This is a genomic window from Thalassotalea coralli (assembly GCF_055786205.1).
The window spans coordinates 16313-29434 of the sequence record NZ_JBVVBK010000002.1 but is presented as its reverse complement, the minus strand read 5'-3'; the positions used below and the strand labels follow the sequence as shown (position 1 = coordinate 29434).

The window sequence follows — 13122 nt, the reverse complement described above, 5'->3', positions numbered from 1 at the left end:
TATATCCTTAACGTGTTTAGCCTTGTTAAACTAATTAGTGAAGGTTACGCTTAAAAAGGTTTAAATTGTTTTTAATTAATTTCAACCATAGAAAATCAGGTTAACATGACTATAGTTAGCTTTATCTGCTAGATGATTGATTTATATATGAACACCGTCACATTTGATTCAGGCATTTCTTTGCATTACCAAGACCAAGGTGACAAAAAAGCACCCGCGGTAATTTTAATCATGGGACTTGGTTGCCAATTAACTGTATGGCCGGATGAATTCTACTTTGGCTTAGTAGAAAGAGGCTATCGGGTGATAAGATTTGATAATCGCGACGTTGGCTTATCAAGCCAATTAAACAATCTAGGCTCACCTAGCCTAGTAAAATCATGGTTAAGCCAAAAGGCTCGAATACCCAGCTCTGCACCATATACTTTAGAAGACATGGCACAAGATGTATTAGATTTAATGTCGGCTTTAGGTGTGAAAAAGGCACATTTAATCGGTGCCTCTATGGGGGGGATGATTGCACAAATTATTGCCGCAAAACATAAAAAGAAGGTCATTAGTTTAACGTCGATTATGTCTAGTACAGGAACACCTGGCTTACATAAAAACTTAATCAACATTGCCTTGCAACTTGCCAAACATCCGAACAAACCTAATAGGGAATCTGCCATTCAATACAATGTAAAATTAAACCAATTAATTGGTAGCCCAAGCTACCCAATAGAGAAAAAAAAGCTGCTTAAAAATGCCGAATATCATGTAGATAGAGCCCATAATCCAATTGGAGTGAAGCGCCAGTTAGTTGCGATTACGTCGAGCGGTTGTCGAAAACAACTACTGCCAAGAATTAAAGCCCCAACGTTGGTGATTCATGGCTCTGAAGATCCTGTAATTCCTGTATCGTCCGGCAAAGAAACCGCTAAGCACATTAGAAAGTCAAAGTTAAAAATTATTGAAGGCATGGGACACGACTTTCCACCAGTATTAATGAAAAAACTAGTTAAATGGGTTTCAAAGCACATTGATAAAGCGGAAATCAAACGAGCAGAGAAAAAACTTAAAAAGAAACAAAAGTCGATGACAGTTGAGAGTTTGAGTAAAACGGAATCTATAGCGTTAAAATAGCTCGGCTATTTCGACCACTGACACTCTTACTCTGCCGCGCGCCCATCTAAATGAGTTTAATTACGTGAGCAGGAATTCCTAACTACCACCTGCTGGTTGCCAAGTATATTTTTCAAAAAATGGATCAACGGGCGTTTCTGCAATATGGTTGACGTAGTTACTGATAACTTTTTGCGATAAACCTAGAATAACCTCTAAGATTTGTTGCTTGGTATAACCTGCATCTAAAAACCGCTGAACTTGCTCTTGAGATACTTCTCCTCGAGTTCTTACCACGGCTAAGGTAAATTCTCTTAAGGCCTCTAACTTGTCGCTCGGCAACGGAGTTTCATTTCTCAATGCGTCAATAATGTCGGATGACACTTTCATGGAGTGTGCTATTCCTGTATGTGCAGGTACACAATAGTGACACCGATGTTCGACATTTATTGTTTGCCACACAACCGTTAACTCTTCCGCGTTAAACGACGTTTGCGTAAAAAGTTGATGTAACTGTTGATACGCTTTTAACGTTTCAGGTGATTCCGCCATAACACTATACAACCCCGGAATTGCTCCCATATTTTTCTTAGCGGCTTCTAAACTCGGCTTACTACCTTCTGGTGCTGACTCAACAGTATGTAAAGTGAAAATCGACATAATATCTCCTTTATTAAAAGTGATGATTTTAAAAATAAAGTGACTATTTTACGAACAATACAACGCTAGAGTTCAGTCTAGCAGCAGATAAAAAAAAGAGCGGTAAACCGCTCTTTTATCATCAGAGAATTATTATTTATGCTTTTGGCTTGCTAATTACAGCTACAAGCAAAGCAGGCAAAAATGTCAGGCTAATAAAGGTAGAGACGAAAATGCCGCTTAATACAATAACGCCAACACCTCTGTATAGCTCAGTTCCCTCACCAGGAATCAGAACTAACGGCGCAAGACCAAAAATGGTTGTAGCCGTAGACATTAATATAGGCTTAAGGCGCTTTTCAACTGACTGAATTACCGCTTTCTTAACTTCCATTCCCTGCTCAACAACAAAGCGACGCGTTTGATCAACGATAAGAATTGGGTTGTTGACGACAGTACCTAGCAAGATTAAAAAGCCTAACATGGTGATCATATCAAACGGTAGGTGGATACTTGGCAAACCAATCGCGGCAAATACAGAACTTATACCATTTACCGTCACTAAGCCTAATAAGCCACCCGCCATGCCTAACGGTACTGTCGCTAGAATGAATAGCGGATAACGCCAATGGGTAAAAATAGCCACCAGTAATAAATAACAAAGCACAACAGCGATAAGGAAGTTATTGCTAAGAGAGGCTTTAGTTTCTTCTAGCTGATCAGCGGCACCGCTAATACTTACGTTTATACCTTGGGCAATTTTACCTTCTTGCCACAGGGCTGGAAGCAATTCGGTTCGAACAACCTGTTCAGCAATTTCTAATGCGACATCTCTCGGAGGAATAATATAAACCGTCACCGTACGATTACCATCAACACGGCGAAGCGAGTTACTGTTTTGGCTTTCAGTTAAATCTGCAAGTGCTTTTAACGGCAGAATATCTCCATTTGGCGTTACCATAGGCGTATTCGCCAATTGCTCTAAGCTTTGCTGATTACCAGCACCACTAAACAGGAAGATATCTACTTTATCGTCATTAAGAATAAATTCATCAACAAAAGCACCATCACTCATGGCAGCAACAGCATAACCAAAATCACTATTGTTAATGTCCAGCTCAGCTAAACGCTGCCATCTTGGCGATATTTCAATCAATGGCTGGTCTAGTGTTAAAGAGCCGGGATCTGAGTTAATTTGCGGGTTATCAAAGACAACACTAGCTTGCTGATAAACAGCGTCTGCTGCCGCATAAAGCTCATTAATATCACTGCCTGCAATATCAACGGCAACCGCTCTTGTACCACCATCGTTACTGGAGATAATCGAACCACGAGAAGAGAAAGCACGCATGTTATCGTAGCTTCTAAACTTGGTGGTTATTGCCTCCATCATATCGTTAATGTACGTAGGATCTTTAGGCGCACTTAATAACCAAATTCGACCAACAGAAACCGACATTGAATAGTATTCAAGTGCAGGCATATCAGCATTTCCGGCTAAGTAACTTTCGTCATTTTCCATCGCAACGAATTGATCTAAATACTCTCTTAGCTCTTCGCCGATTACCGTCATTTCAGACAAGTTGTAGCTAGGCGGAGCAATCATCATCGAGAACGCTTTTGGCTCTTCTCCTTCTGGTAAGTACTCAGCTGCTGGCATAAATACGTATGCACTGCCTAAAACTAGGACAACAAACGCAGCAGAAAAAATTCTTGCGCGCTGTGTAGTCGCGGTAAATCCTTTTGCCAATGAAAGCCATTTATCAGATAAAACTAGTTGCTTACCTTGTTTTAAATCTTCTTTTTTACTTAATTTTGCTAATGCAACGGGAACAACAAAAATAGCCACTAACATCGAAGCGATAATAGCGCCAGAAATGGCGATAGCAATATCTGAATAAAGCTGACCTGCTTCTTGAACAACAAATAAAATAGGTGCAAAAACTAATACCGTAGTCGCCGTAGAGGCAAGTACAGCAGGCCACACTTCAGTAACCCCCTTAATCGCTGCTTCAATTTTACTGATACCTTGTCGCTTTGCTTGCACAATAGATTCAAGCACAACGATGGTGTTATCTACCGTCATACCTATAGCAAATGCTACGCCCGCAAGAGAAATAACATTGATAGTTCGACCAAAGGCCATTAACGCTAGAAACGCGGCAATGGTACAAAGCGGTATGCCCATAACGCCAACTAGAGTCGCTTTGCCAGAACGCAGGAACAAATACATGACGAGCGTTGCTAATAAAGCACCTAATGCTAAGTTAACCCAGACATTTTCTAATGAGCTTTTCACGTACTTTACATCATCGCTCGTTAGAATAAGTTCTAAGCCATTCTGTACAAGCAGTTGCTTATTGATGTCTTCAACCACAGGTAGCATTGCTTCTTTAATAGCTAATACATTAGAACCACTTTCACGTCTAACAGATAAACTCAGAGTTCTTTCACCATCTTTAAACGACATACTGCGCGTTTCAAAGTGATCTAACTCCACTGTTGCTACATCTTTTAAACGGATGTCAGCTCCATCGCGCCTGGCAACAATTACATTTTCAAGCTCAGTAATATGTTCAAAGCGCCCAATTACTCGCAATAAGTATCGGCTCTTTCCACTTTCAATATCACCTGCGGATGTATCTCGGTTACGACTACGAATTGCTGTTCTTAATTCAGGTAAGCTAATACCACGTTGTGCTAAGCGTGCGGCGTCCACTTTAATCTGAATTTGACGCTGAGCACCACCGCCAACACGCACTTCAGAAACACCGGGTACACTTTCCATGCGAGGTCGAATAAAGTCCTCGGCAAAATCCCTTAGCATATCAACATCAAGTGATAGCGGATTTCCAGCTTGTGGCTTTAATGAAAAATACATGAAGGCATTGCCAGAGAAAGAACTAGAAAATAGCCTTGGCTGGTCAACATTTTCTGGGTACGCAGGCACTTGGCTAAGGGCGTTATTTACCCGAATTAACGCATCATTTGCATCAACGCCAAAAGGAAACTCCAATTCAATCGATGCAGAGCCCATATCTGCATATGAAACCATGCGCTTTAAATTGGAAAGCCCACGTAGATAACGCTCTTGCTCTATTAATATTTCTTTTTCAACATCTTGTGGCGTTGCCCCCGGCCACCCTGTCTGTACAGTAATAGTTCTAACTTCTAGGTCAGGGATCATTTGCACAGGAATATTTAACGCACCTACGATACCTAAAATACTGCAAATTAATACAACAACGGCGACTAATATGCCTCTTGAGACAGCTTCTTTAATCATGGCTATTCACCACTAATAGAAACTTGAGCGCCAGCTTTCAATACTGCCACGCCAGAAACTATAACGTTTTGTGTATCTTCAACACCTGAAACAGCAACTTTATTGCCTTCGGTTCTAGCGACAACAACAGGAATATTTTTAGCGATGCCACTTTCAGCTACAAAAACACTATTCCCACCATCTGGGTGAACTTTTAATGCTGATTTAGGAAGCCATACTAAGTTTGCGTCAGCACTTGGAAAGGCCACTAACACTTTTGCTGACATGCCTGATACCATTTCATTTTGTGCAGGTAAATCAACCCAAGCAGTTACCGCTCTGCTAGTGCTATTTGCGGCTCTTACTATTTTAGTCAGTGTTGCAGACATTGCTGAGGCACTGGTCGCATCGGGAATAACTGTTACCCCTAAGTTTTCAATGTCAGTTAGTTGCAATAAATACTCTTGTGGTATAGCGATAGATACTCGCAATTTGTCTTGTGCGATTAGCGTATAAGCAACCGTTTGCTGCGTAATCCATTCACCGATATCAATCTGTCTCTCGGCAATTACACCTGCAAATGGCGCTTTCAGTTGATGGCGGGCTAACTCTTCTTTTGCTTGCATGACAACCGCTTTAGCTTTTGCTAACTCTGCTTGGCTAATCGCTACTTGTGAACGCCTTTCATCTATTGTTGATTTGGCGATCACTTTTTTAGTCGACAAATCAACCGCTTCTTTTAACAGTCGCTCAGCTTCAGATAAAGAAGCAGAAGCTGCTTGCATGTCAGCCTCGGCTTGAAGTAATGCGATTTTTGCCAATTTATCATCAAGAACCAGTAGCGTTTGCCCTTTGCTAACTCTGTCACCCGCTTCGACCAACACACTAGCAACAACACCTGATTCTAGCGGTGCTAAACTTGCGTTTTGAGCCGATTCTACCGTGCCAGATAAAGAAAGTACTTCTTCATTACTTCCGGCTTCACCTTTTATCACTTTAACTTTCGTTGCCTGCTCAGCATTTACTGCCAACACAAGCAACAGAGAAAATAGTAGTGTTGCGCTTCTCAACATTTCTTACGACCTAAAAACTTAAATAATAATTATTTGCATTAGAATATAAGAAGTCGAGCCACTGTTCATCTATTTAAAGATAAAAAATCAGATATTTACGATAAATGGTCGACATTCTTTTCCTGAAAATAAGCTTAGCAGCTTTTATGTCTTAAAAATGTCAGTCACTAAATTAAGTGTGAGATTGTAAATCGATAACTAAATCTTGTTTTTGAAAGATGATCGTCTTTGCACGTTTATCAATAACTAACTGCATAATGATAAAGTGATCGTCTGGTGCTTGATTTAGCCAAGGCAAAGCAACAATATCTGGCTTTGTTCCTAGCTCACAGCTAAATAAATAACGCATTTGTAACTGAGAATCATGATGCACCGTCCGTACGGCTTGTTTATCTAGGCGGCAGAGTTGCGAGTTACTTTCGATTCTCCATTGCTCAGCCATAGCTTGTAGGATGCCCTCTTTTTCAACTGGCTGCTTACCTAAGTTCGCCAGTATTTTTTTAGCATCGCCATATGGCGTTGATTGCAACACCTCAACCTGATGGTTTTTAACAGTTACGGTTATATTACTGCCATTAACTTCATGCGCTTTGACAACTAAAACTAACGGAGCGACTAATAACACGAGGAAAGTAAATACCTTCATTAGAAATTACTCCTAAAGCATTGAAATGAACCATTGTTAACTGCGCCGTAATAGTCAGGACCGTTCACTAATGGAAAAACTGGTTGAAGATTTTCATCAACACTCGTGTGGTAGTGGTACCCTAAGCCATCATGGTCATGGCCACTGTGCTCATCTAAATATTCATCTCCTTGAGCTGTACAGCTCGCATCATAGTAATAATCTTGATAGAAAATACCTGATTCCGCGACACCTTCACCTGCAGAAAAGAAGTTGATAATGTCACTTGTTTTAGGCCCAGCAGCGACACTTTGTACACCTAAGCTAATATCTTCTTCATCAACGAATATACAGGTTCTATCGCCATCACTTCCGCAGCCTGTGGCACTCGTTGCAGTATACTCGCGTTTTTTCCAGCAGCTCTTTGTTAAAGTATCTTTGCTGTGATATGGACCATGTATTGGGTATCCATCACCAGCATAGCCGTAGATAGGCGAGTGTCTATCCCCTTTATCGCCAAGCTGCTGCTTTAAACAAGTGTTATAACTATGATGATGGTACATGCCATTACCCGCGTGGCCATTACATACATCCATTGCCGCAGATCTAAATGGTTCAGCATAGTTAGCCCAAACACCTTCATTGTTGTATGAACTGGCATCTGACCAATTGTAGATTGGGACACCATTCACCCATAAACCAACAGGTCCTAGGCCTGTTTCACATTCGTTAATTGCTGGCGTTGGATTTTTAGGGAACTGTAAAGTCATGTCTGTTTGTGCTTCAGGGCAAGCCGATCCCGTTTGTGGCCACCAACCATCACCGCCAGTTGCACCACAATTTGCTGTAAGCCCAATATCTTCACCCCACTCAATTTCTTGCCCTAAACCAAGGGTTTGTCCATTTCGAAATGCTGAATCAGGGCGACTTTGGTAAACAGTCAAAAGCTCTTCAGTAACAACAACACGATAATTAGGAACAGCTTTCGCATTCACTGAAATACTAGTACCATCGTCCTCAATATTTAACACATTGACCTCAACAAACTCACCACCGTCCATTAAATATGGCGATCGATTATCAGATTCATTCACAATCCAACCGTCGTTAATAATGCGACTCATCGCGGTTTCAAGTTGTTGAAAATCACTCGCTATTGAAGCGCTTTGATCGATGATATTGTTTGCTTCTGCTGCATCTTGGTTTAAGTCGTATAACTCTCGAGTACCATCTAGCCCTTGAATTAGCTTGTAACGCTGAGAACGCAACGCATAGTTTTCTTCATTTTGAGTGAAAATATAGTCGCGCGTACCGGTATTTTGCTCCGTTAACAGTTGAGCAAACGATTCGCTATCGTGAATTGGTACTACGTCTTGGCCAGCTAGCGCTAAAATTGTGGTGTAAAAATCTGTTCCGTTAACAATCGCGCTTTCACGTTGCCCCATCCTTGATACATCTGCACCAGCCACTATCATTGGTACTCTCATGCCTCCTTCGTAGATATCGCCCTTCGTGCCTTGAACTGTCGCGCTATTATCTCTTGCCCTGCCAGGCGTTCCGTTATCTCCAATGAAGATGATTACAGTATTTTCCCTCTCTGAGTCACTCATTGAGGAAAGAAGTCTGCCAATTTCGCTGTCCATCGCTTCAATAGCGGCTAAATAATAAGGTCTAGGGTTGTTGTCTATATCTGAGGCTTCACCGCTTAAATCTCGGCTGTGGAGGTTTTCTGGCGGTAAATGAAAAGGTGTATGGGGCGCATTGTATGAGAGCCATAAAAACCAAGGTTGATTTTGATCATTTACCCAACTAATTGCTTGATCAGTAAATTCGGTTGTTGTGTATGAAGTGCGAGCGCTATCTTCGCCATTAATTGTGATAGTCCAATCATAGTAATCTTGTACACCACCGCCAAGCAAGCCGGCAAAATAATCTATACCTGAATCATTAGGCCTATTGTTATCGCCCCCTAAATGCCATTTACCGATCATTGCTGTGGCATAATTAGCAGTAGAAGGATTCGCTTTTAAACTTTCTTGAATGGTTATTTCTTCTTGGGCTAGCACATCACCCGGTGCTAACACATTCGTACTAATCCCGTATTTACCTGAAATGATAGCTGCTCTTGTAGGGGAACAAATAGGATTTACCCATAAGTTCTCGAATACGATCCCCTGATTTGCCAGCGCGTCTAATGTCGGCGTTACAGGTAAGTCAGTTGAGTAGCTATATTGAGAAGAAGAGTCTTGCCCCATGTCATCAGCGATGATGAATAGAATATTTTTTTGTTCTGTATTCGATGGCGGCTCACTAATGACAATGGTAAAGGACTCCGTAACAGAGAGCTGTTCAGGGTCAGCAGCTATAACATCGACAGTAATTTGTTGTGCGGTTGAAGGCGTGCCTGAAATTGTTGTACCAGTGACAGATAAGCCAACACTATTTAACGATAAACTAACGGTATAAGTTAAGCTATCACCATCAGGGTCGGTAAATGTTTGCCCGTTTTGGGTGACATCGAAGCTAAATTCTTCGCCGACAACGGCTGTTTTATCGGCAATAGGCAAGCTTACAAAGGGGGGGGAGTTAATCTCAGTAACATTGATAGCGTAACTCTCACTAACAGAGGAGCCACTTGGGTCACTAGCAGAAATTGAAATATTGATTTGCTCGGTTGTAGCTATCGTACCAGAAATGTCCGTACCACTTCTTGTTAAGCCGCTGTTATCTGGTGTAATAGACACCACATAAGTTAACGCATCACCATCGGCATCCGAAAAAGTCGTACCGCTTTGAGTAAAATCAAAATGATATTCGTCACCAAAGGTGACATCTTGATCAGCGATTGCTAAAGCAACAATAGGCGACTGGTTACTCGGTACTTCAGGTGTTGAAGGTGAAGTTGAAGCCGAGCTCGAAGAGCCCCCACCACCACAACCAATTAACAAGAAAGCTAACCCTATACCAATGAACCCAGTGTTGTTTTTCATTTTGCGACATTCCTATTTACAGCTATTTCAAGTGCACTAATTAATGCATAAACGAAATGATTAATGTGATTTGCAAATTACACGAACAATACACAAAGAATAGTCAGGAATTGTGCAAACAATAAGGAAAAACAAACGGAGTGACGTGCAAAACTGGAGATGAACAAAAAATATTTATAATAAAACAAACTTTTTCTTTACTTGCCTCGACTCTACTTATAAACCACTCAAGTAAAGGCATACACATGAAAATGAAACACCTATCTTTGTCTGTTTTAGCAGCGTCAACATTCGCTTTAACTTTTTGGGCTAACGCAGAGTCAACGTTCGGCAGTGAAGCCAAAATATTCGTCTATCAGGAGTGTACCAAGCTTGCCGAAGTCAAGCTGACTGAAGAGCAACTTAAGGCATATAAAAATTTAAAAGAAAACGAACATAGCTTTGAAGATTTTGAAAAACCAACACACGAAATGGAGAAAGAATTAGCTTTTTATGAAGAAAAGCTCGAGAAACTCTCTGATCAATTGGTCATGGAAACTGAAGACAAGCTTGTGGTGAACAAGGCACTGGTAAAAGAGCACAAAGAAATTGCAGAGCAAATGAAGCGCATCGTTGACGCTCATAAACCACATATCACCGCGATTGAGCAACGTGCAGAAAGGCTCAGCCTAGCAGCTAAAGAGTTTGAAAGGTTAATAAAACCGAGTATTAAAGAATTTGACGGCGATAATATTCAAATTCACATTTCTAATAATGAAAACTTGGATCGTTGCCGCACTTAAACAAAAACAAATTGAATCTCTCTGGGCACTAGCATGTGGTATCTGTTAGTGCCAATTTATTGGGTCAACACGATAATACAGGGCTAATTGACGATATAGCTTAGGGTACAACTGGTAAAACGGTTGTGCTTTTTCAAAAAACACCTCACTGGCAACCGCAAAAAACTCCGCCGGATTCGTTGCCCCATAATAATCAAATATCGAAGGCACATTGTGTTCAGCACGCTGCTGTAATTGCTGAAATTCCTTTGAAAACTCTGTTGACCATTCCTGATAGTTTTGCGCTTTACCTAAAATAGGCGCTCCATTTGCAGGGCCGTTTTCTTGATCTAACTGATGAGCAAATTCATGAATTACAACGTTTCTGCCATCATCTGGGACTTCAGCTCCTTCAACTGCATCATCCCACGACAACACAACTTTACCGATATCCCATGACTCACCTGCTAGTGCTTTTCTTTCAGTAAATTGAACACCACCTGCGCCAGCTGACTGCTGCGTTTTAATAAATGCGCTAGGATAGACAAGAATTGTTGTCAGCTTGGGGTAATAATTTGTTTTACGATTAAGCAATAATAAACAAGCTTGAGCCGCGATAGTAACGCGAACTTCATCAGTAATTTTTACACCGTTACAGCCAACAAATTGCTTTTCAGATAAAAAAACCTGTATGTGATCTTTTAGCTGCAGCTGTAAATCAGCAGGCATTTTTCGAAAAAATGGCATTCTTCTCTGAATGATTCTTCGCCACTCTTTGGGAAATGGCTGTCGTTTTATTTGGCTGCGTTTGTACTCACGCCAATATGGTTTTCCAACTGAATACCCAATAAGAAGAACAGCAATAGCAATTGGTAAAAAATATGAGAGCATATTAACCCGATGTAAACTAACCTTATTAAAAACATGGTATTGTCACACTAGAATTCAACCCTCACGCACACTGATTCGCCAATAAAAATCTTAATCCGTTGTAAACCCAGAATATTTCACGCCAGACAAATGAGCTAACTCTCTGTGCCAAGTCGCCAGATCGTTTATATTAAATTTGTTCAAGCTGTCATGACCACATGCTCTAGCCATCACTTGCATAAGCTCTGTTGAAGCAGTAAAAAAGTTATAAAGTTGCGAAGCTGATTTATCGACATTTAACCGTTGACGAAGATCGGCCTTTTGAGTCGCAATTCCTGCTGGACAATTATTGGTGTTGCACATTCGAGCGGCAACACAGCCAATGGCCTGCATCGCCGAGTTTGACACAGCTACAGCATCAGCCCCTAAGGCAAGCGCTTTAACAAAATCTATCGGCACACGTAAACCACCCGTAATAATTAACGTGACCTTACCACTAGCGCCTGCTTTATCAAGATACCTTCTTGCCCTAGCAAGCGCAGGAATGGTTGGTACGCTAATGTGGTCACGAAACATTTCTGGCGCTGCACCTGTACCACCGCCTCGACCATCTAATATGATGTAGTCAGCGCTGGCATCTAAAGCAAACTGAATATCCTCTTCAATATGGTTCGCACTAAGCTTAAACCCTACTGGAATGCCCCCAGTAATTTCACGAACACGATCTGCAAAGGCTTTAAAGTCTTGCGATGTGTTTAAGTCTTTAAAAGTTGGAGGCGAGACCGCATCTGTGCCCTCTTCGATTCCACGAACTTGTGATATTTTGCCAATATTTTTCGCTCCGGGTAAATGGCCGCCAGTACCAGTTTTGGCGCCCTGTCCACCTTTGAAGTGGAATGCTTGAACCTGCTTCAATTTTTCTTCGTCATAACCAAATTGGGCGCTTGCCAGTTCATAGAAATAACGAGAATTGGCCTGCTGCTCTTCTACTAGCATTCCCCCTTCACCAGAACAAATACCAGTCCCCGCAAGTTCCGCCCCTTTAGCCAACGACGTTTTTGCTTCTTCAGATAAGGCACCAAAGCTCATATCAGAAACAAACAAAGGTATTTTTAAATGCAGCGGTTTTTTGGCTAATGGGCCAATGACAGCCCCCGTTTCAACAGGCATGTCTTCCATCAATGGTTTGGTAGCCATTTGAGCAACCATAATTTGGATGTCATCCCAGTGAGGCAACAGATGTCGAGGAACGCCCATAGACGTCATAGGGCCATGATGACCTAAGTTTGATAGTCCTTCGCGCGCTAATTGATGAATGAAAGCAACGGTCGGCTCTTCCTTAGTCGCAATTGCAGAGGGCATTTTATCTTTATTTACCCTAATACCAGGCCCTTCTTTACCAATAGAAGTTTGATCAAATTGTTTATGACTTCCATCGCAATAAGGAAGGTTTGCACTGTGTTTGCACTGGCATAAATAAACATCGCCGTCTTTTTCTGCTTTAAATGCTTTAGGCTTGAATGTGGTACCGGCATGAGAACCGTCACAATAAGGTTGATTCTTTGACCGGCCGCACGTACAAAAGTACTTCTCTTCACCTTTGGCTAAAACAGCTTTAAACGGTTTAATATCAGCAACAATTGGCTTTGTCATGACCATCTCCATTACAAAAACAGAAAACTCTTTTCACTGTATAAAGCGTAGTCGTAAATTTTGCTTTTTAAAAAAATGATAATGAATAGCAAATTGATGTATTAAAGCAGTTGTTTTATTGCTTAAAATCAACATACTGTGT

9 protein-coding genes are annotated in these 13122 nt (G+C 41.3%); 2 read left to right on the top strand and 7 right to left on the bottom strand.

The genetic code is table 11. The annotated features are described in order from the left end of the window. The first annotated feature begins 147 nt into the window (after nucleotides 1–147). Nucleotides 148–1125: an alpha/beta fold hydrolase gene (locus ACOB80_RS05475; protein ID WP_473164815.1), complete on the top strand. Its 978-nt coding sequence runs from the start codon at nucleotides 148–150 to the stop codon at nucleotides 1123–1125. Nucleotides 1126–1203: 78 nt separating this feature from the next. Here the strand turns inward: ACOB80_RS05475 and ACOB80_RS05470 are convergent, their stop codons facing one another. The 5 genes from ACOB80_RS05470 to ACOB80_RS05450 all read right to left on the bottom strand — a co-directional run bounded on the left by ACOB80_RS05470 (nucleotide 1204) and on the right by ACOB80_RS05450 (nucleotide 9696). Next, nucleotides 1204–1764: a carboxymuconolactone decarboxylase family protein gene (locus ACOB80_RS05470; protein ID WP_473164814.1), complete on the bottom strand. Its 561-nt coding sequence runs from the start codon at nucleotides 1762–1764 to the stop codon at nucleotides 1204–1206. A gap of 136 nt (nucleotides 1765–1900) precedes the next feature. Continuing rightward, nucleotides 1901–5029: an efflux RND transporter permease subunit gene (locus ACOB80_RS05465; RefSeq protein WP_473164813.1), complete on the bottom strand. Its 3129-nt coding sequence runs from the start codon at nucleotides 5027–5029 to the stop codon at nucleotides 1901–1903. A gap of 2 nt (nucleotides 5030–5031) precedes the next feature. After that, nucleotides 5032–6081 carry an efflux RND transporter periplasmic adaptor subunit gene (locus ACOB80_RS05460; protein ID WP_473164812.1) on the bottom strand — a complete coding sequence of 350 codons (1050 nt, stop codon included), beginning with the start codon at nucleotides 6079–6081 and terminating at the stop codon, nucleotides 5032–5034. Between the two features lie 172 nt (nucleotides 6082–6253). Then, the gene (locus ACOB80_RS05455; RefSeq protein WP_473164811.1) at nucleotides 6254–6727 is read right to left on the bottom strand and encodes a hypothetical protein; all 474 of its coding nucleotides are present in this window, start codon (nucleotides 6725–6727) and stop codon (nucleotides 6254–6256) included. Then, nucleotides 6727–9696, bottom strand: a complete 2970-nt coding sequence (locus tag ACOB80_RS05450) for a sulfatase-like hydrolase/transferase (RefSeq protein WP_473164810.1) — start codon at nucleotides 9694–9696, stop codon at nucleotides 6727–6729. Before ACOB80_RS05450 ends, ACOB80_RS05455 begins: the two co-directional genes overlap by 1 nt. A gap of 245 nt (nucleotides 9697–9941) precedes the next feature. Here ACOB80_RS05450 and ACOB80_RS05445 point away from each other — a divergent pair, with 245 nt between their 5' ends. Next, on the top strand, nucleotides 9942–10478 hold the full coding sequence (locus ACOB80_RS05445) for a hypothetical protein (protein WP_473164809.1): 537 nt from the start codon (nucleotides 9942–9944) through the stop codon (nucleotides 10476–10478). Nucleotides 10479–10523: 45 nt separating this feature from the next. Here the strand turns inward: ACOB80_RS05445 and ACOB80_RS05440 are convergent, their stop codons facing one another. Together ACOB80_RS05440 and ACOB80_RS05435 are read right to left on the bottom strand one after the other, a co-directional pair. Then, on the bottom strand, nucleotides 10524–11348 hold the full coding sequence (locus ACOB80_RS05440) for a M90 family metallopeptidase (protein WP_473164808.1): 825 nt from the start codon (nucleotides 11346–11348) through the stop codon (nucleotides 10524–10526). Between the two features lie 90 nt (nucleotides 11349–11438). Beyond that, entirely contained in the window at nucleotides 11439–12980 is a 1542-nt protein-coding gene (locus ACOB80_RS05435) for a glutamate synthase-related protein (RefSeq protein ID WP_473164807.1), read from the bottom strand. Nucleotides 12981–13122: the final 142 nt, after the last annotated feature.

Excerpts from the sequence above, each read along its gene's own strand:
- ACOB80_RS05460 (WP_473164812.1), bottom strand. The coding sequence starts at position 6,081 with ATGTTGAGAAGCGCAACACTACTATTTTCTCTGTTGCTTGTGTTGGCA.
- ACOB80_RS05445 (WP_473164809.1), top strand. The coding sequence starts at position 9,942 with ATGAAAATGAAACACCTATCTTTGTCTGTTTTAGCAGCGTCAACATTC.
- ACOB80_RS05435 (WP_473164807.1), bottom strand. The coding sequence starts at position 12,980 with ATGACAAAGCCAATTGTTGCTGATATTAAACCGTTTAAAGCTGTTTTA.
- ACOB80_RS05470 (WP_473164814.1), bottom strand. The coding sequence starts at position 1,764 with ATGTCGATTTTCACTTTACATACTGTTGAGTCAGCACCAGAAGGTAGT.
- ACOB80_RS05440 (WP_473164808.1), bottom strand. The coding sequence starts at position 11,348 with ATGCTCTCATATTTTTTACCAATTGCTATTGCTGTTCTTCTTATTGGG.
- ACOB80_RS05450 (WP_473164810.1), bottom strand. The coding sequence starts at position 9,696 with ATGAAAAACAACACTGGGTTCATTGGTATAGGGTTAGCTTTCTTGTTA.
- ACOB80_RS05475 (WP_473164815.1), top strand. The coding sequence starts at position 148 with ATGAACACCGTCACATTTGATTCAGGCATTTCTTTGCATTACCAAGAC.
- ACOB80_RS05455 (WP_473164811.1), bottom strand. The coding sequence starts at position 6,727 with ATGAAGGTATTTACTTTCCTCGTGTTATTAGTCGCTCCGTTAGTTTTA.
- ACOB80_RS05465 (WP_473164813.1), bottom strand. The coding sequence starts at position 5,029 with ATGATTAAAGAAGCTGTCTCAAGAGGCATATTAGTCGCCGTTGTTGTA.